This window comes from Elusimicrobiota bacterium (assembly GCA_016722575.1).
GTDB lineage: Bacteria > Elusimicrobiota > Elusimicrobia > FEN-1173 > FEN-1173 > JADKIY01.
In genome coordinates this window covers 741,796-760,570 of the sequence record JADKIY010000001.1, presented here as the reverse complement: position 1 = coordinate 760,570, position 18,775 = coordinate 741,796, and the positions used below count along the sequence as shown (strand labels likewise).

Genomic DNA, 18,775 nt, shown 5'->3' with positions numbered 1-18,775 from the left:
CCCGAGGGAAAAATCAGTAGGTGCGGGGACCGCTCTGGGCCGGCGCGGCGGGGGGCGCCACCAAAAGTCGGTCGATGGCCGCCCGCCAGGCGGCCGGCATGTCGGGGGAGTACCCGGCCCACCATTCGGCCACCTTGCCGTTTTTGTCGATGAGCACGAAATGGGGAATCCCCCGGACCCCGTAAAGGTCGGCCACCCCGGACCCGCCCGCCAGGATCACCGGGTAGGACAGACCCTTTTTCTGCACGAACCGGGCGACGTCGGCGGCGTCTTCGTCCAGGTTCATGCCGAGGATTTGAAGATTCTGTCCCCGGTAATCGCCAAAGAGTTTTTCCACCTCGGGCACGGAGGCCCGGCACGGCGGGCACCAGGTGGCCCAAAAATCGAGGAACACCACGCGCCCCTTGAACTCCGCCAAGGACACGGTTTTCCCCGCCAGGTTCGGCAGGGAGAAGACCGGCGCGCCGGCGGGCGCCGCGTCGGCCGCGACCGCCCCGCCGCCGTGCTCCGGACGGCCGCAACCGCCCAGGGCGGGCCACAACAGGGGCAACGCGGCCAGCGGGAGGAAGCGGCGGTTCAATCGGGTTACTTCAGGAGGCCGTCGAGCTTGGCTTTAATGTCTTTTTTGGAGTAGACGCCGACCATTTGGTCCACGACCTGGCCGCCCTTGAAGAAGAGCATGGTCGGAATGGCGGAGATGTTGTAGTGGGAGGCGGTGTTTGGGTTGTCGTCGGTGTTCAGCTTGCCCACGACGATTTTGCCGTCGTATTCCTTGGCGAGCTCTTCGACGATCGGACCCAGGACGCGGCAGGGACCGCACCAGGGAGCCCAAAAGTCCACCAGCACGGGTTTGGGGGATTTCAAAACGTCTTTGTCGAAAGCGTTGTCGCTGAGTTGGACTTCCATGAAAGGCTCCTTTCGGATTGGGAAAAGGGGGATCGCTTACTTCAACACGCCGACCGGTCGAAAGTTCCCTCGGGGCGACGCGCTGTCGGCCAGTTTACCACACCGGCGGGGGGCTGTCAAAGATCGTCGGAGGGCCCCGGAGAACCAGCCGAAGGGTCCGGGAAAAAAAACGACGCGATGTGGAGGGCCCGGACGCGGGAGCCGGCCCGCCGAAGGCCCGCCCGCAGCTGCAGCAGACAGGACACGCTGGAGGTCAGGACGACCCCCGCGCCGGTGGAAAGAATCCGATCGATTTTTCGGGCGCCCACGGCCCGGGAGATCCCCGGCTGGATGAAACTGTAGGTCCCCCCACCGCCGCAACATTGGTCCGCCTCGGGAAGCTCCCGCCAATCCACCCCCGCCCCGGTCAGGGCGCGCCGGGGTTCCTGGACGAGCCCCTGGCCCTGGCGGGCCTTGCAGGCGTCGTGGTAGGTCACCGGGCCCTTCGTTTCCGGCGAAAGCGTCCCGGCCCGGGCCAACCATTCCAAGAGGTCCCGGGTTCGCGCGCGCAAGGCCTCCGCCCGCTCCCGCCAGGGGGCGTCGTCGGCAAAAAGGGCGGGATATTCCTTGATCGTCGCGGCGCAGGAGGAATCGTCCACCAGGACCAGCGCTTGGGGATACCTCTCCAAAATTTCGATGTTTTGGCGCGCCAACGCCCGGGCCCCTTCCCGGTCGCCCAAACTCAAACCCGGCAGGCCGCAGCACACGTTGGGCGCGGCCCCCGACCGGGCGGCGGTTTTCTTTAAAAGCCGGGCCGTCGCCCGCCCCACCTCGGGGAGAACGACGTTGGGACCGCAGGCGATGAATTGAACCGCCTCGGCGTCGACCGGCGCGGGGGAGAGTTCCGCCCGGAGGAACCGCGCGGGCACCTCCTCGACCATGGCCTCGGCCGCCGCCAGACGCGGAGACAACCGGTTTAAAATTCCCCAACGGGCCAAGAGGCCCGAGAGTCCCCATCGTTTGGGCGCGTAGACCCATTTCAAAAAGGCTTCAAAGAGGCGCGGACGGGGCAGAAGCCCCCGGACCACCAGGCGGGCCAGAAACGGCGCGCCCAGGGTTTCCTGGGCCTTCTCCCGGGCGGCGGACATGAGCTTGGCCGTGGGCACCTGGGCGAAGCAAACCGACGTGCAGATCCCGCACAACAAGCAGGTGTCGAAGGCCCGCTTGGCGTCCTCGGGCGCCAGGCGGTTTTCGAGCAGGGCCCGGAACGACTGATTGCGCGCCCGGGGCGAGAGGGTTTCGTCCCCCGTGGCCAGGTAGGTGGGGCAATAGGACGTGCAAAACCCGCACCGGTTGCAGTGCAGGGTGTCGTCGTAGGACCGCCGGTCCTCCCCACCGGGGAGAACCGCTTTGGTGGTCACGAGATCGGGCGCGGCGCGGTCGGTCATGGGCGTTCAAACAGCATCGGGTTCATCAAATGGTCCGGATCGAAGGCGTTCCGGACGGTCCCGAGCGCGGGAACGTTCCAAAAAGGGGGGCGGGTCGGGTCGGAGACTTCCCCCGCCGGGGCGGGCACCGGGTGAAGCCGGAACGTCAAATCGATGATCATCCCCAAAGAACCCCAGGCGCCGATGAACAATTTGGCGGCGTCGTAACCCGCGACGTTTTTGACGACCGGGGCGCCGAGGGCCACCAGATCCCCCCCGGGCAGGGCGACGGTCATTCCGAGGATCTGATCGCGCAAGCGCGGCCCGCGTCCGGCGTTGCGCGAAACCACGCCCCCCAGGGTGCCCTCGCCAAAAACATACAGGAACTGGCCCGACGCGGCCAATTGGCGATGCACGTCCGAAACGAGGGCCCCCGCCTGCACCGTCAGGGTGAAATTGGCTTGGTCGTGGCGCACCACCGCCGACAGGCCGGTCGTGTCCAGGAGCGTGCCCCGCGCCTCCCCCGCCAAACGCTTCTTGTGTCCGACGAGGGTGACGGGGCGCTTTTCGGCCGCCGCCCGTCGCAGCCATTGTTGCGCCTGGACCGCGGAGGAGATCGTCGCGTTCAACACCTCGTTTTCTTCGACGGGGAGTTCGACGGCGACCGACGCCGGGTCCGCCGCGGGAATGAGCTTGTCCGGGTTGCAGAGGCCCGCCGGGTCCAACGCGGTTTTGAGGCGCCGAAAAAGGTCCAGGGTGGGGGGGGTGAACAACCAACGCATGGCCTCCCGCTTGTCCAGGCCGATGCCGTGCTCCCCGGATATGGACCCGCCCAACTCCACGCACACCCGAAGCATTTCGTGGCCGGCGGCTTTGACGCGCTGGGTTTCGGCGGGATCCCGCTCGTCGAAAATTAAATTGGGGTGGAGGTTCCCGTCCCCGGCGTGGGCAATGAGTCCCATGCGCAGTTTCTCCCGGTCGGCGATGGCGCGAACTCGGCGGACGGCCTCCGGCAGGCGGGTGCGGGGGACGACGCCGTCTTCCACCAGCACGTTCGGCGCCAGGCGCGCCATGGCGGGGTAAGCCCCCCGGCGGCCTTCCCAGAATTTTTCCCGGTCGCGTTCGTTGGCCGCCCGGCGGAATTCCGTCGCGCCGTTTTTCCGGCAAATCGCGCGAACGCGTTCTCCTTCTTCGGCGATCACCGCCCGCGGGCCGTCCAACTCGATCAGCAAAACGGCCTCGGCCCCCCGGGGATAGCCCGCGCCGACGAAAGCCTCCACGGCGTCCACGGTGAGGCGGTCCATGACTTCCAAGGTCGCGGGCACGATGCCGGTGGAGATCGTGTCGGTCACGGTTTGAGCCGCCGCCTCCATGGAGGGAAAGGCGACCAAAAAGGTCTCCACCGCTTCCGGCGCGGGCATCAGATTCAATTCAATCTTCGTCGCGACGCCCAGAGTCCCCTCGGACCCCACGAGCAACCCCGGAAGGTCGAACCCGGGGTCGTCGATGGAGAAACGCCCCGGCGTCCCGTCGGGCAGAACCATCTCCAGGCCCGTGACGTGGGTGGTCGTGACGCCGTATTTCAGACAGTGGGGGCCTCCCGCGTTGGTCCCGACGTTGCCGCCCAGCGTGCAGGCCTTCTGGCTCGCGGGGTCCGGGGCGTAAAAGAGCCCCAGCGGGGCCAGGAGTTTGTGGAGGTGGAGGTTGACGACGCCCGGCTCGACCCAGGCGCGCCGACGGTCCCGGTCGATCGACAAGACGCGGTTCAGCCGGGCCAAATGGATCACCAAACCGCCGGTCGCGGGAACGGCGCCGCCGCAGAGGTTCGTGCCGGCGCCCCGGGCGGCGTACGGCACGCCGTGGTCCACGGCGATCCGGACGGCGAGCGCCACGTCCTCGGCGGTGCGGGGCAGGGCGACGGCGCCGGGCAGCCTTTTTTCCAGCGCCGCGTCGAAGGCGTACGCGAAGAGGTCCCCGGGCGCGGTCCGCACGGCGTCGTCGCCGAGGGCTTTTCGAAGTTTTTCAATCCAACCGGAAATCATGGAAAACCCATTGTACCCTTTTGGGGGAACGTTCCAGAGGACGCGGTTGCTTCTCCGACGGGAATGTGGTAAAAAAATCCCATGAAACGCTATTTATTGACCGCCGCCGGCGGCGATCGCCCGGGGCTCGTGGCCGCCGTGACCCACTCCTTGTTCGACCACGGTTGCAATTTGGAAGACAGCGCCATGACCCGGCTTCAGGGCGAATTCGCCATCCTTCTGATTTTCTCCGGCCCGGTCTCGACGGCCCCGCTTGAAAAAACGCTAAAACGTCTTGGAAAGAAAACCGGGCTCGTGACCCACGTCAAAGCGCTTTCGGGCCGGGAAACACGGTCCCCCAAATCCGGCGGAGAAGGGGTGTTGGTGTCGGTCTACGGCGCCGATCGCCCGGGCATTGTGTACCACGTCACGGACCGATTGGCCCGGGCCAAGGTCAACATCACCGATTTATCGACCCACCGAACGGGCGCCGGAAAAAGCGCCGGGTACATCCTCTACATCGAGGGGGAATTGCCGCGGGGTTTGACCCCGGAATCCCTTCAATCCGCCCTCCGGGACGGCGCCGCCGCCTGGGGCGTCACCGTTCAAGTCAAACCTCTGGCCGCGTCGGCCCTTTAGTCTTTTCCTCGTGGCCGTTCGCCCCATCCTGCTCTTCCCCGACGAAGGGTTAAAAAAAATCTGCGCGGAAGCCCCCGTCGTGAACGCGGCCCTGGCCGCTCTTTTAACGGACCTGACGGACACCCTTTACGCCTCGCCCGGGGTGGGATTGGCCGCGCCCCAAATCGGCGCTCTGACGCGGGCGGTGGTGGTGGACGCGACGCGCTATCCCCCCCGAAAAGGACACCCCCCCATCAAGGGACACGGCCTCCTGGCGCTCGTCAATCCAAGAATCGTAAAACGGGAAGGGGAATTGGTTTTCCGGGAGGGGTGCTTGTCCATCCCGGAATTCCTGGCGGACGTCCGTCGCGCGGCCGCCGTAAGGGTGGAAGCGCTTAACCGCGACGGTTCCCCCATCGCCATCGACGCCGAAGGGTTCGAAGCCGTCGCCCTTCAGCACGAGATGGACCATTTGGACGGTCTACTGTTCCTCGACCGGGTTTCCAACCTTAAAACGGATCTGTTCCGCCGAAAACAACCCCCCCGCCCTTAAAAAAAAGCCCCCCTCCCCGGGACGGGGAAGGGGGCTTTTAAAATCCGGTCTTATCGAAAACCCACCACCAACCCGACGTTGGCGCCCCAATTTTTTTGGCCGACCACGCCGCCCAGATTCAAATGGACCAGCGGGAAGAAGGCGATTTCCACGCCGCCCGTCACCTGCGCCTCCCCCGAACGGGGTTTGGCCTTGGCCGTCGACGTTTGGTCGATGGCCGTGGGCGCGGGGTCCGACACGGTGCCGGCGATGTTGATGGAGGTGTCGGTGTCGCCCATGTATTTGGCGTAACCGACCCCCAGATAGGGCGTGAACATCAACAACGTCTTGGACGCCGTGGCCCGGAGGGCCAGCGCGGAGGTGTTCCAATCCGATTTCCATCGGGTCGTGGCGTTCAAGGAACCGCCCCCGCTCAGGGGACCGTTGTAGACTTCCGTCCGATCCACTTTTCCCGTGGAACGGTCGTAGGAGACCGCCAGGGCCACGTCCGGCAGGGCCACCCCGGTCAAACCGCCGCCCAACAGCCGCCGACGGACTTCCACGCCGACCACCCGATTCTTAAATTCACTTTTCGCGTCGTTGGTGTTCTCGTTGGAATTGGCGGACCCAAAGCGAAGGCCGACGTCGAACCCCCCCGGCACCCCCACTTTAACGTGAAACACCGGCACCGGCATCAACAGGCGGCTCGGCAGGTCAACGGTGGTTCCATCGTAACGGGTCAAGGGCAGTCCGTGGAAACCGTCCACGTCCAAAGGCGTCGACGTCACCGCGCCGGACAAACCGACTTCGACGCCCAACAGGTCGTGCACGACCCCGGGGCGGGGCAGGGAACCCGCCGCGCTAAAGGCGCTGGCGTTGGACAATTGCTCGCTGAACCAGTGGGCCAGCGTCCCGCCGTCGATGTAGAGATCGGCGTCCGCGTTCGCCGCGTGCAACGTTGTCCCGGCGGCCAACATTAGCGCCGCCATGGGAACCGCCTTTAAACTCGTCAATCGCATGGTGCCCTCCCGGGTTTGTCGCGGGACTCACGTCCCGCGGCGTTTTCCTTGATTCAACCGCCAAATCAACCACAGCCCTTCCAGAGTCAGGTCCGGTACAATCTCTTTTATATCCCCGATTTCGGGACCGATCAAGGGGGCGAGGCCGCCCGTGGCCAAAACGGCCGGCCGGCCTTTCATTTCACGGACGAGTCGTCGCAAAATTTCCCGGGTGAGGCCCACGTAGCCGTGGTAAAGGCCCGAGGCGATGCTGTCCAGGGTGTTGGTGCCCAGGGCCCGGACGGGACGGCGGAAAACGCCCAAGTGCGGCAGTTTGGCGGTTCGCCGGGCCAAAGCCTCGGCGGCCATCACCGGCCCCGGGGCGATCACCCCGCCGCGGTACTCCCCCCGCGGGGACACGCAATCAAAGGTCGTCGCGGTGCCGAAATCCACCACGATGCAGGCCCGCCGCTTCCGGTCGAAGGCGGCCGCGGCGTTGACGATACGATCGGCCCCCACCTCGGCCGGAGCGTCCACAAGGACCCGCACCCCGGTCAGCACATCGGGGCCCACAAAGAGGGCTTCCCGGCCCAGATAGCGCGCGGACACTTCGCGAAACACGGGGTCCAACGCCGGGACCACGCTGGCCACGGCCACGCCGGCGAACCCGCCCGGACCGAGGCCCGCGCTTTTCAACAAGGAAAGGAGAGACGGGCCGTAGTCGTCGACGGTCAGGTGGGCGCGGGTGGAGAGGCGCCAGGTGTGGACGGCTTTCGGGGGGGAGGGACGGCCCGAGGGACGGGCCACCGCCGGATCGGCGGGAAAAACGCCGAGCGTGATGTTGGTGTTTCCGATGTCGATGGCGACAAGCATGGAAGGCGTCGTCGGACGCGCGGGTCAGTGTAGCAATTTCGCCCCGGTCTCGCCCGGTCCGGAGAGACGCGGAGGGGTCAACTCAACGTCGGCTGGGGAACCTCGGCCGGGGCCGCCCCGAGGGGGGACGCCTCCCGTGGGCAGGACCCGTCGGCCTCGCCGGCGGGACCCGGGGCGGATTGGCAAACCCGGTCCAGGGCTTCCCGGAAAGCTTGGTAATGATCCTGAAAAACCATCACCTTGGACATCCGGCCGAAACTGCGTTCCGTGATCATCAGGAACCGATGGCCGTTCTTGGTGATTTGACATTCCAAGGTGTATTCCCGCTTGCCGCACTGGACGGTTTCCGTGCTCATGCCCATTCTCCCCGGGCGCGCCGCGTGGGGCGCCGCCGTCTACGAAGTGACGATGTTCTGTTTTTTTAAAACGTCCACCAACTCTTGAACGGCGGCGATGGACTTTTGAAGAGCCGCCGACTCCTCCGCCGTCAAGGAAAGCTGTAGAACCTGTTCCACGCCCCGGGCGCCCAACTTGACCGGGACGCCCACAAAAAGACCCCGCGCCCCGTATTCGCCCTCCAAATAGGCCGCGCAGGGCAGAATCCGTTTCTTATCGAGCAGGATGGACTTGACCATCGCCACCACGCTCGCCGAGGGCGCGTAATAGGCGGAACCCGTTTTGAGCAATTTAACGATTTCAGCGCCGCCGTCCCGGGTGCGCTGCAAAATGGCTTCCAACTTGTCTTTCGCCAGCAGCTCGGTGACCGGCACGCCCGCCACCGTGGTGTAACGCGCCAAGGGGACCATGGTGTCTCCGTGGCCGCCCAGCACCGTCGGCTGAATATCCTCCACGGACACTCCCAAGGCTTCCGCTAAAAAGGTGGCCATGCGGGCGGAGTCCAACACCCCCGCCATGCCGATGACCCGGTTTTTGGGGAACCCCGTGGTGCGCAGCGCCACGTGGGCCATGGCGTCCAAGGGGTTCGACACCACGATGACAATGGCCTGGGGCGAGTGCGCCGCGACCTGGGCCGACACCGCTTTCACGATGCCCGCGTTGGTGTTTAAAAGATCGTCGCGGCTCATGCCGGGCTTTCGCGGAATGCCCGCCGTGATCACCACCACGTCGGACCCGGCCGTCGGGGCGTAGTCCGTCGCGCCGGTCACTCGGCTGTCGTAGCCGTACACCGCGCCGGACTGCAAAATGTCGAGGGCTTTCCCCGCCGGCATGCCTTCGGTTTGGGGAATGTCGACCATCACCACATCGCCCAACTCCGCTTCCGCCAACCGCTGAGCCAACGTGGCCCCGACGTTTCCCGCTCCGATGACGCTGATTTTCCGCCTCATGATGCCCTCCCTCGAATTCCCGCGCAGTGCGCTGAATGGATACCACAATACTAATATTTAAACTTTTTTTCAATTCGTCATGTCTTTACTGTTTGTTCCGCTTGGCCGCCGGATTTTCGGCAACGCTCCAGGCCCACGGGGGCAAACGAGTCCCCGCCGGGTGCACGGTCGGTCGTCCTTCGCCCCCCCCAAAAAGCCAAAACGCCCGCGGCCAGGTTTCCACCAAAACTGGGGAAAACCCCGCGGGCGCCGAAATCAACGCGAATTTATTTCTTTTTTTCTTTCCCTTCGATTTCTTCGCTGGCGCCGCCCAGAACCTCGCGGACCGTGGTCATGCCGTCCAAGGCCTTTTGCAGCCCGTCGGCAATGATGGTCCGCATTTTCTGGGGGGACACCGCCGTGGCCGCTTCCCGCACCGTGTCGGCGTTCACGTCTTTGAGCACCGCGGCGCGGACCGGATCGTCCACCACCAACAGCTCGTGAATACCGCACCGGCCTTTAAACCCGGAATCGTTGCAGGTGGAACACCCTTTTCCGTAATAAAGCTGGGCGTTGGCGGGCAGGGGGAAATTGGCCGTCTTGTAGACTTCAATTTCGTCCGGCGTCGGCGCCCGGGCGGTTTTGCAATCGACGCAAACGCGGCGGCAAAGCCGCTGAGCCAAGACGCATTTGACCGTGCTCGCCACCATGAAGGAGGGAATGCCCATGTCCACCAACCGGGCCACCGTCGACGGCGCGTCGTTGGTGTGAATGGTGGAGAACACCAAGTGACCGGTCATGGCGGCTTCCATGGCGATGTGGGCCGTCTCCTGGTCCCGGATTTCACCGACCATGATGACGTCGGGGTCCAACCGCAAAAAGGATCGCAGGGCGGTGGCAAAGTCGAAGCACTTGTCTTCCCCCATGTGGAGGTCGGGGTTCACTTGGACCTGCACGATGCCGTCCAGGTTGTATTCGACGGGGTTTTCCGCGGTCAGGATCTTGATGTCCGGCCGGTTGATGTGGTTGAGCGCCGCGTACAGCGTGGTCGATTTGCCGGACCCCGTCGGACCGCAAACAATGACAATGCCGAAGTTCTTTTTGCCCCCGACGCCCTTCAGAAGACCCAGAAATTTGTCCAAGGTTTCCGGGTAGAACCCCAAGCGTTGAATGTCCACTTGGACCGCTTTTCGGTCCAAAATACGCATGACGCAGGCTTCGCCATAGACCGTGGGGATGATTTCAACGCGGAACTCGATGGGGCTTCCTTTCGCCATGACCTGGATGCGCCCGGATTGCGGGATGCGCCGCTCGGTGATGTTCATGCTGTTGGTCATGATTTTGATCTTGGCCATGACGGCGGCGCGGTACATCCAAGGCACTTGAAAATTCGCCATGCGCAAAAAGCCGTCCACCCGGAACCGCACCAGGATTTTAGAGTGCTTCCCGGCGGGGTCTTCAAACGGTTCGACGTGAATGTCGGAGGCCTTCATTTGCAACGCCGACAAGATGATGGCGTTGACGATCTTCTCGACTTCGGGGGCGGAGGCGTCGACCTCGGTAACGTCGGACTTCTCCTGCACCCGCTCCAACCCTTCGCCCTCCGGAATCGCGGAATCGGTGACGGACTTGAGCAGTTCTTCGGCTTTGCCCGCGGCGCCCACGCCGTAGACTTTGTCCAATTCCTTGAGGATGTCCTCGGGCATGGCCAGATAGCGCTGGACTTCCAGGCCCGTTCGAAGGTGGATGTCCTCGGAAACCAAAAAGTCCCGGGGATCGGCCATGGCCACCAGCAGGACCTGATCTTCCTTGGCGAAGGGGAGCACGAGGCTTTTGCGGGCGGAGGATTCGGGAAGGATGCGGACGACTTCGGGATCGATTTCCATCTCGGCCAAGTCGACGGCTTTGGTGCGCCACTCCCGGGAGAGCGCCTGGAGCACGTCCACTTTGTCGGCCAATTTTAAATCGACCACGACTTGCTGAAGGGGGCGGTCGGACTTCAGGGTTTCTTTTTCCGCCGCCGCCAAACCGTCGGCGTTGACCAGGCGCGCTTCGAACAAAATTTCTTTGGCCTGTTTTCGGCCGATGTTGCCACGGGTGGCCATGAAGCGCTACCTCCTGTTGTCGCCCCGGGCACGGTCACCGGGACGCGCCGTTCGCCCAAAACGCGAACGTCCTTCCTCCATATCTACCCCTCAAACGGGGGATTGTCCAGGGGGGCGACCGCCGGCCGTGATTTGACCAAGGTCCGACGACGGCCGATTCCCCAAATCCCCAAAGCGCCCGCCGCGGCCCACCAAAGGAAGGCCGCCCACAGGGCCCGACCCTCGGCCTCCCCGGCCGCCCCCGGGAGGGGGCGCCACCGGCCCCAGGAGAGGACCCCCGCTTTTTTCCCCTCCCGCCAGAGAGGCGACAGGAACACGCTCGCCGTGGAGTCCCCGGGGTCCTCTTCGAGGCGGTCGGCGCTTCCGTCCGTCCACGCGGCGGGCGCGCGGGAACAAGGCGCCGGCCCGAAAACGACGACCGGATCTCCCGCGGCCGTCCAAAGCGCGGCGAAGCGGGTGTCCGGTTCGCCGGAAAGACGGCGGACCCGCGTCGACCGGAAAGACGGGGGGAGGCCCGGATCGCCCAAGCCGGCGGCCGCGAGCGCGAGAGCGCGGAGGCCGTCGGACCGCCAACGGGAGCGGCGATCGGCGTCGAGGTGTCGACGAACCGCCACCAACAGCGCGGCCCCCCACAGAAGACCCAACGCGTAGAGGCCGACGGGGCGAAACCACCGTCGAACCCGACGACGCATTTACCGGGCGAGGCGGGGCGACAGGCGGCGAAGAGCGGCCCCGACGAAATCGCGGAAAAGCGGGTGGGGGTGCAACGGCCGGCTTTTAAGCTCCGGGTGGTATTGAACGGCCACATACCACGGGTGGTTCCTGAATTCGACCACTTCGGCCAAATGGTGTTTTTCGTATTCCCCGGTCACGCGGAGACCGGCTTTTTCCAAAGCCGCCCGGTATTTGTTGTTCAATTCGTAGCGGTGCCGGTGGCGTTCCCCCACGGTGTCCCGGCGGTAAGCCGCGTGGGCCAGACCGTCGCCCTTCAATTTGCAGGGGTACACCCCGAGGCGCATGGTGCCGCCCAGGGCGGTGATCTTTTTCTGCTCCTCCATTTTGCAAATGACCGGGTGCGCGGTTTTGGGCGCGAACTCCGTGGAGTGGGCCGTGGGCATTTTGGCCAAATGGCGGGCGACTTCGATCACCGCGCACTGCATGCCGAGGCAGATGCCGAAAAAGGGAATTTGCCGCTCCCGGGCGAACCGGGCCACGCCGATTTTCCCCTCCACGCCGCGGTCCCCGAACCCGCCGGGGATCAGAATGCCGTCCACTTGAAGCAGCTGGGATTCCAAGGTTTTGTCTTCCACGTCCAGATATTTGACGATCACTTTGCAGTTGTGGGCCAAGCCGCCGTGGAGAAGCGCTTCGCCGATGGATTTGTAGGCGTCCTTCATTTCCGTGTATTTGCCGGCCACGCCGATGGTGACCTGGTGCTGAGGGTTCCGAATCTTCTCCACCATTTCCCGCCAGGAGGACAGGTCTTTGGTGGGCGACCGTTGGCGGAGCATCATCAACACGAGCTCGTCCAATCCCTGGCGCTCCAGGACCAGGGGCACTTCGTAAATCGAGCTCACATCGATGGCCTCGATCACGGCCTCTTTGGGCACGTTGCAGAAAAGGCCGATCTTTTCCCGGATGTCCTCGCCCAGGGGGCGGTCCGTCCGGCACAGAATGATGTCCGGATCGATGCCGATTTCGCGCAATTTGCCGACGGAATGCTGGGTGGGCTTGGTCTTGAGCTCCTCCGCCGCCTTGATGTATGGAACGAGCGTCAAATGGAGGTAGAGGACGTTGTCGCGGCCGGCGTCGATGCGCATCTGGCGGATCGCTTCCAAAAAGGGCAAGGACTCAATGTCGCCCACGGTACCGCCCACTTCGACGATGACGATGTCCCGCCCTTTGGTCACGCGGCGCAACCGGTTTTTGATTTCGTTGGTGATGTGGGGAATCACCTGGACGGTTTTCCCCAGGAATTCCCCCCGGCGCTCCTGCTGAATCACCGTTTCGTATATTTGGCCGGAGGTGCAGTTGTTTTCCCGGGTCATGTCCACGTCGATGAACCGCTCGTAATGGCCCAAATCCAAATCGGTCTCGGCGCCGTCTTCGGTGACGTACACCTCGCCGTGCTGATAGGGGCTCATGGTGCCGGGATCCACGTTCAAATAGGGGTCCAGTTTGATCATGGTGACGTTGAGACCCCGGGATTTGAGCAGGCGGCCCAGGGAGGCGGCGGCGATGCCTTTCCCGAGAGAGCTGACCACCCCGCCCGTCACAAAAATATATTTCGTCATTTCGCTTCCCTCCGTCCTGCGTCGCGCGACCGTCGAATCCGTCGTTCCACCCGGGCGGCGTCGGCCGGCGTGTCCACCCCGACGGAATCGTCGGGAGTCGTCGCGACCCGAATCCGCACGCCGTGCTCCAACGCCCGCAACTGCTCCAATTTTTCCGCCGTTTCAAAGAACCCGACGGGCCAGCGGACGAATTGGCGCAACAAATCGGCTCGGTAGGAATAAACGCCCAGATGTTTTTGTAGACGCGCGGTGGCGGGCGGCACGGCGGGCGCGCCGTCGCGGTAGTACGGCAGGGCGCTTCGGGAAAAATAGAGCGCGTCGCCGCGTTGGTCCGTCAGGACTTTGACGGCGTTGGGGTTCGCCCAGTCGCCCCGGGCGAGCGTCGTCGCCGCCGTCCCCAGGACGACGGCCGGGTCCCGATGAAGGGCCAGCACCCGCCGCACGGTGCGGGTGGTCATCAGGGGTTCGTCCCCTTGGATGTTCAAATAGAGGTCGGCGCGGACTTTTCGCGCCACTTCGGCCACCCGGTCGGTGCCGCTTCGGCAGCGGTCGGAGGTCATCATCGCCTCGCCGCCGAAGGTCCGGACGGCGGAGAGAATGCGTTCATCGTCGGTGGCCACCACGACCTGCGGAAGCGCCCGGCGGGCGGCTTCGTACACCCACTGGACCATGGGTTTGCCGGCCAAAAGGACCAGGGGTTTGCCGGGAAAACGCTGGGCCGCGTGGCGCGCCGGGATGACCGCCAGCACGTTCACGGGCGCCGCGCCTTCAGCGCCGCGATCAACTCCGCGGGGGACACCGTGGCCGTGCCGAGCTTGCCGACCACAACCCCGGCCGCGGCGTTGGACAAGCGCGCGGCGTCTTCGAGATTCGCGCCGGCCGCCAGGGCCAGGCTCAAGGTGGAAATCACCGTGTCGCCCGCGCCGGTGACGTCGAAGACTTCGCGCGCTTCGGAAGGGATGTGCAGGGGCGGCTTCCCCTCCCGGTAAAGGCTCATGCCGCGCTCGCCGCGGGTGATCAAAACGGAATGGCAGCGGAGGCGACGAAGAATGCGCCGGCCCAGGGCGTCCACCTCGCCGTCGTTTTTGGGGGGCAGGCCTCGGAGGCCTTCGGTGGCTTCTTTGAGGTTGGGGGTGATGCAATCGACCCGCCGATAACGCAGAAAATGTTCGACCTTCGGATCGACCGTGACGAATTTTTTTTGCCGATGGGCGAGGGTCAGGACCGCCTTCAAGAGCCGGGGCCCGATAACGCCTTTCCCGTAATCCGAAAGGATGACGGCCCGGGCCGTGGTCATTTTCTCCCGGATTCGTTCCAACAAACGGTTTAGCACGGCGGGGGCCAACGGCGCACGGTCTTCCCGATCGAAGCGGACCACTTGCTGGTGCCCGGCGATCACCCGGGTTTTGACGATGGTGGGGCGGTGGGCGTCGGCCACCACGCCGTCCACGTCCACCCGGACGGCGCGCAGAGCGTCCACCAGGCGGTCGCCCTCGGGATCTTCCCCGACGACCGACACCAGCAAAGGCCGGCCGCCGAGGGCGGCGATGTTGGCGGCCACGTTGCCGGCGCCGCCGGGCATGGACTTGTCCTCCCGCACATCAACGACGGGCACCGGCGCCTCGGGCGACAGGCGATGCACCGCCCCCCGAAGAAACCGGTCCACCATCAAATCGCCGACGACCAAAACGGGCATGCCGGAAAAACGGGCGACCCGGGAGAGAAGGGGGGGTGTCACGGTCGGTCCGTGCGACGGGGAAGGCAATGGGAGGACAACGGGTTGATCACGCGTAAAATCCTAAAGGGCCGAACCAACGGTGTGTGGGACGACGGAATTATACCACATCGCCCGCGGCGTCTAGGGTCGAAGGGTTTGAACGCTGGTCGCGCCGGCGACCGTCGGCACTTCGCCGCCCCCCGGCGTGTATTCCGCCATTTCGGCGTCGAAAGCGCCCACGGTCACCCGGGAACGAAGGAGGACCGGGACGCGCCGCGCGTCGGCGGTCACCCACACTTCGAGCCGCCCTTTGGAACGAAACAATCCGTCGCCGGCCAACACGGGCTCCAATTTCAGGCAGACAAACCGGCCCGCGGGCACCTCGACGGTTTCCCGCGCGATCACGTGGACCCGCAGCGTCCAGTTGTTGCTTCCCGAATTGGCGTCCACCAACACGGATTCCCCGACGATCAAATCGCAGGTGCGGAGGTAATAGAGGCTGGAAAGGACGTCCTGCGTGTAGGTGGGGGACGGGCCGTCGTAAACAAACTCCTTGCCCTTCCGCCATTTTCGGTAAAGGAAGCGGCCGGTGACCGGATCGTAGGCGGTTTCGACTTTGCGCTTGAAAAGCCCCTCCCGCATGTCCTGGCGAAAGCGGAGGGAGCAAAGGCTTTCCCGGTCCAACCAGGATTCGTTGCGGTCCCGTACCTTAAAAACAGCGTCCATGGCGGCGTTGCTGCGGGCCACGCATTCCAAGCGGTAAGCGGATCGGCCGTTGATCTTTTCTTCGGCGCGAACGTCCAAGCGGGCGGTGCCGGCGGGCACGATGCCGTATTTAATGGCGTAAACGATGGATTCGCCAACGGCGAAAACCGTGTTGGGCTTCTGCCGCCAAACAAAAGGAGCCGGGGCCGCCGCGGGCGCCCCCTCGGCGGCGGCCGTCCCGAGGCCGAGGAACAGGAGCGCGGCGAGGACCGCCGCCCCCCGCTCAGCCATTCAACGCCCCTTTAATCAGCACCACGGCCACCCCGGCCAACCACCCCAAAGCGGCGTTGTGTTCCTTGTTTTTGCGGTAGCGCGCCCACTCGAAGCGGTCGGGGTTTTCGCGGCGGACGGGGGAACAGCGGGGCAGGAACCGCCGGTTCCGAGAGGTGAATTGCCGCCAAGCGTCGCCGAAATATTTCTCCAGAGACGCTTCCTCTTCTTTAATGCGCCGCGGGTAAATGCCGACAAAAAGAGTCAAAAAGACCGCCCAGAGGATCCATCCGTGCACGGGCCAGTACGAGGAGGTGCCCGCCACGGTGAAACCCAGGGCCATCAGGAAGCTTCCGGCGTAGAGAGGGTGGCGGATCCAGGCGTAGGGACCGTCCTGGGCCAGACGTTTTCCTTTTTCCAAATAACCGGCGGCCCGCCCGCGAAGGAACAACCCCCCGAAGGCGATCGCCAGCCCGAGCGCCACGCGGGGCCAACCCCCGGCGTGGGAGAGGAACAGGAACAACGCTCCGGCGATAAAACCCATGAACACGCGAAAACGTGCAATCACTCAAGTCTCCTTAAACGCATTTTATTAGAACCGGTTCCGAAAATCCACTCGGAACGGGAATACGAATTTCGAGCCGCGCCGGCCGAAAGCCGCGTTGGCGGCTCCCAGGGGATTTGCGAAACCCGTTCTAAATTCCCCCGACGGGCGGGACCCGAGGACGGGCCGCCGCCACCCCCAGCAACATATATAGGCACAGGACCACTTCCGAGTCGTGGGTCCACGATTCGGTCAAACCCGCCAGACAAAGCGCCAAAAACCCGAAAAGCAATCCGTCCAACTCCGGATCGGCGGCCGCCGCTTTAACAAGGAAACGCCAATAGACGACCAGCAAAGCGAGAAAAACCAGAAATCCCGGCACCCCGCGCTCCACCGCCATTTGAAGATATATGTTGTGGGCTTCCGTCCAATCCGAATCCGGGCTTGCCCCGCCCCAGGGCAGGTCGCGGCCGGCGATGTGCAGGTTCCCGATGCCCACCCCGCGTCCGGGATGTTGGCGAATCAATTCCGCGCAACGGACCCAGACGCCCTTTCGGATCAAATGGGACGTGTCGGTCCGGGCGTCCGTGATGCTGGCGGCCCGGGCGCGAAAAGCCGGCGACGCAAACCCGGTGACGCCCGCGCCCAGGAGAACCGCCCCCAAGGCCAGGGCCACCCGTCGATCTCTCCGCCAAAAAGCCCACCCCCCCAACGCCAGCGGCCCGGCCAACCACACCGCCCGGGTGGCGCTGGCCGCGGCCGCGGCCACGGCCAAGACGAAAACCCCCCAAGGCCAGGCCGCGGAACCGGCGCCGCTCGCCCGACGGCGGGACAAGGAAAGGAATATGGCGAAAAGGAGCATCTCCGCGTAGGTGATCGGATTGCTGTAAAACCCCTGGGCCCGCCCCCGGTGGGTGTCGAGCAGGCGGGCGACCCCGTGGAGCCCCTCGGACGTCCAGCCGAGGCTTTTCTGAACCAGCCCCAAGGCCGCGGCGATTCCCGCCCCCAGAAGAAACAAACCCAGGTGGCGGCGCCGCTCCGCGGGCGCCTGGGCGTAAAGCAAAAACACCACGAACAAAATTTCGCTTTTCACCTTGCCCAAGCTGTGGACGGGGCGGTCCGACCAAAGCGCGGTGGCGACTTCCACCGCCAAATAAAGGAGCCAAGGGATTTCCAATCCCGTGGGGCGAAACCGCCGAGCCGCGGGGTCGACCACCAAAAGGCCCAACCAGCAGGCCAGGGCCAGGGCCCAGCACGCGTTGGCGCCCGCCAACGAAAGGGGAAGGGCCAGCGCCAGGGCCGCCAGGGCCCAGGACCGCCCCCGCTCCAGCCAAAAGGCGGCGCCGTCCGCGGGCCGGGGGGTCACATCAGCCCTCGGTAAAGCTGAACGATCGCGGCCACGTGGGCGTCCCAGGGGCGGGTTTCGGCGGAACGGCGGCACACCGTCCGGTCCAGGGACCAGGCGCGCTCCAACGCCATGGCCCAGACGTTCGGGTCCTGCATATCGTCGACGACGATGCCGTCGGTCCCGTTCGACACCACTTCTTTGGCGCCGGTCCTTCCGCTCACGACCACGGGGGTCCCGGACGACAGGGACTCCAGGACCGGCAATCCGAATTCCTCGTAATGGGCCGGGAGGGCGTAGACGTCGGCGGCGACAAAATATTTTTCAACGTGCTGGGTGGCCGGCACCTGGAAAAACCGCCCGCGCCGGGCGAGATGCTGAACCGCCGGATTTTTCGACAAATCGACCCGCCCCAGGACGCAAAGAGCCGACGGCACACGGTCCGCCAACAAGTCCACGGCCCGGGCCAGGAGCGAGAAATCCTGGGTGGCGGGGTCGTCCGTCACGACGGCCAAAACGATCTTGTAGTGGTCCGTCCACCCCGAGACCCGAAACAGGGTAAACCGGCTGGGCCCCCGGTCGTCGGGCCGAAAACGCCTCGAATCCACGCCGGGCGCAATCGCGCGAACGGACGTCAACGGCACCTCGTAGACCTCCGCCAAATCGCGGCGGGCCATTTCGGAAAACACCGTCACGGCCCGGGCGCCCCCGGGGCCCAACTGCAACCGCCGAAGGTAACCGATCCCCGACGACGGCGGCGGCGCCCCCGGCACGTGGCGCTGGCGGAGCCGCTCCAGCGTGGGAAGGGTCAACAGATCCTGAACGACCAAACCCCCGTACCCGTGGATCAATTGGGCGTCGCACCGGCGGAGGCGCGCCCGGGCGCTCCGATCAAAACTGTACGCCGCCAACCACGACGAAAGGGGCCATTCCGCGACGGTCGACACCTCGACCGATCGTCCGTCCGACGCCTCGGTCGGTTCGTTCCCGAGCCGGTGGACGGCGAGGCGCGGCTCGTACCCGTTGGGCGAGAGCCGGCGGGCCAATTCCAGGGCGGCGCGCCCGCCGCTGGAGGCCAAATCGCGAACCGCGATCCCGATGGGGGAACCGATCATG

At 65.0% G+C, this 18,775-nt stretch carries 19 protein-coding genes; 2 read left to right on the top strand and 17 right to left on the bottom strand.

Translation table 11 applies throughout. The annotated features are described in order from the left end of the window. Nucleotides 1-13: 13 nt before the first annotated feature. From IPP68_03400 to IPP68_03385, 4 genes are all read right to left on the bottom strand, one after another. Complete coding sequence (locus IPP68_03400; GenBank protein ID MBL0349409.1) at nucleotides 14-580, bottom strand: TlpA family protein disulfide reductase; 567 nt, start codon at nucleotides 578-580, stop codon at nucleotides 14-16. A 5-nt stretch (nucleotides 581-585) separates the two neighbouring features. Then, nucleotides 586-906 carry a thioredoxin gene (trxA, locus tag IPP68_03395; protein ID MBL0349408.1) on the bottom strand — a complete coding sequence of 107 codons (321 nt, stop codon included), beginning with the start codon at nucleotides 904-906 and terminating at the stop codon, nucleotides 586-588. 116 nt (nucleotides 907-1,022) lie between these two features. Further along, nucleotides 1,023-2,333 (bottom strand): (Fe-S)-binding protein, encoded by a 1,311-nt coding sequence (locus tag IPP68_03390; GenBank protein MBL0349407.1) that lies wholly within the window; start codon nucleotides 2,331-2,333, stop codon nucleotides 1,023-1,025. Then, complete coding sequence (locus IPP68_03385) at nucleotides 2,330-4,354, bottom strand: FAD-binding protein (GenBank protein MBL0349406.1); 2,025 nt, start codon at nucleotides 4,352-4,354, stop codon at nucleotides 2,330-2,332. Before IPP68_03385 ends, IPP68_03390 begins: the two co-directional genes overlap by 4 nt. Before the next feature lie 81 nt (nucleotides 4,355-4,435). Between IPP68_03385 and IPP68_03380 the strand changes: the two genes are divergently transcribed. Further along, nucleotides 4,436-4,972 (top strand): amino acid-binding protein, encoded by a 537-nt coding sequence (locus tag IPP68_03380; GenBank protein MBL0349405.1) that lies wholly within the window; start codon nucleotides 4,436-4,438, stop codon nucleotides 4,970-4,972. A 10-nt stretch (nucleotides 4,973-4,982) separates the two neighbouring features. After that, the gene (def, locus tag IPP68_03375; protein MBL0349404.1) at nucleotides 4,983-5,504 is read left to right on the top strand and encodes a peptide deformylase; all 522 of its coding nucleotides are present in this window, start codon (nucleotides 4,983-4,985) and stop codon (nucleotides 5,502-5,504) included. A 50-nt stretch (nucleotides 5,505-5,554) separates the two neighbouring features. Here the strand turns inward: def and IPP68_03370 are convergent, their stop codons facing one another. From IPP68_03370 to IPP68_03310, 13 genes are all read right to left on the bottom strand, one after another. Next, nucleotides 5,555-6,502, bottom strand: coding sequence for a hypothetical protein (locus IPP68_03370; GenBank protein MBL0349403.1), 948 nt, complete (start codon nucleotides 6,500-6,502; stop codon nucleotides 5,555-5,557). 27 nt (nucleotides 6,503-6,529) lie between these two features. After that, a complete protein-coding gene (locus IPP68_03365) occupies nucleotides 6,530-7,354 on the bottom strand; it encodes a type III pantothenate kinase (GenBank protein ID MBL0349402.1) in 825 nt (274 codons plus the stop codon). Between the two features lie 77 nt (nucleotides 7,355-7,431). Continuing rightward, entirely contained in the window at nucleotides 7,432-7,710 is a 279-nt protein-coding gene (locus IPP68_03360) for a hypothetical protein (GenBank protein MBL0349401.1), read from the bottom strand. Between the two features lie 39 nt (nucleotides 7,711-7,749). After that, complete coding sequence (gene mdh / locus IPP68_03355) at nucleotides 7,750-8,700, bottom strand: malate dehydrogenase (protein MBL0349400.1); 951 nt, start codon at nucleotides 8,698-8,700, stop codon at nucleotides 7,750-7,752. Between the two features lie 266 nt (nucleotides 8,701-8,966). Continuing rightward, nucleotides 8,967-10,784: a type II/IV secretion system protein gene (locus IPP68_03350; GenBank protein ID MBL0349399.1), complete on the bottom strand. Its 1,818-nt coding sequence runs from the start codon at nucleotides 10,782-10,784 to the stop codon at nucleotides 8,967-8,969. 83 nt (nucleotides 10,785-10,867) lie between these two features. Further along, entirely contained in the window at nucleotides 10,868-11,476 is a 609-nt protein-coding gene (locus IPP68_03345) for a hypothetical protein (GenBank protein ID MBL0349398.1), read from the bottom strand. Further along, the gene (locus IPP68_03340) at nucleotides 11,477-13,078 is read right to left on the bottom strand and encodes a CTP synthase (GenBank protein ID MBL0349397.1); all 1,602 of its coding nucleotides are present in this window, start codon (nucleotides 13,076-13,078) and stop codon (nucleotides 11,477-11,479) included. After that, nucleotides 13,075-13,833, bottom strand: a complete 759-nt coding sequence (gene kdsB / locus IPP68_03335) for a 3-deoxy-manno-octulosonate cytidylyltransferase (GenBank protein MBL0349396.1) — start codon at nucleotides 13,831-13,833, stop codon at nucleotides 13,075-13,077. The genes IPP68_03340 and kdsB overlap by 4 nt, the downstream gene beginning before the upstream one ends. After that, the gene (gene rfaE1, locus IPP68_03330; GenBank protein ID MBL0349395.1) at nucleotides 13,830-14,816 is read right to left on the bottom strand and encodes a D-glycero-beta-D-manno-heptose-7-phosphate kinase; all 987 of its coding nucleotides are present in this window, start codon (nucleotides 14,814-14,816) and stop codon (nucleotides 13,830-13,832) included. The genes kdsB and rfaE1 overlap by 4 nt, the downstream gene beginning before the upstream one ends. 120 nt (nucleotides 14,817-14,936) lie before the next feature. After that, nucleotides 14,937-15,791, bottom strand: a complete 855-nt coding sequence (locus IPP68_03325; protein MBL0349394.1) for a DUF3108 domain-containing protein — start codon at nucleotides 15,789-15,791, stop codon at nucleotides 14,937-14,939. Continuing rightward, entirely contained in the window at nucleotides 15,784-16,338 is a 555-nt protein-coding gene (locus tag IPP68_03320; protein ID MBL0349393.1) for an isoprenylcysteine carboxylmethyltransferase family protein, read from the bottom strand. Before IPP68_03320 ends, IPP68_03325 begins: the two co-directional genes overlap by 8 nt. Nucleotides 16,339-16,465: 127 nt before the next feature. Further along, nucleotides 16,466-17,680 (bottom strand): O-antigen ligase family protein, encoded by a 1,215-nt coding sequence (locus IPP68_03315; protein ID MBL0349392.1) that lies wholly within the window; start codon nucleotides 17,678-17,680, stop codon nucleotides 16,466-16,468. Beyond that, nucleotides 17,677-18,774, bottom strand: a complete 1,098-nt coding sequence (locus IPP68_03310) for a glycosyltransferase family 4 protein (protein MBL0349391.1) — start codon at nucleotides 18,772-18,774, stop codon at nucleotides 17,677-17,679. Before IPP68_03310 ends, IPP68_03315 begins: the two co-directional genes overlap by 4 nt. Nucleotide 18,775: the final 1 nt, after the last annotated feature.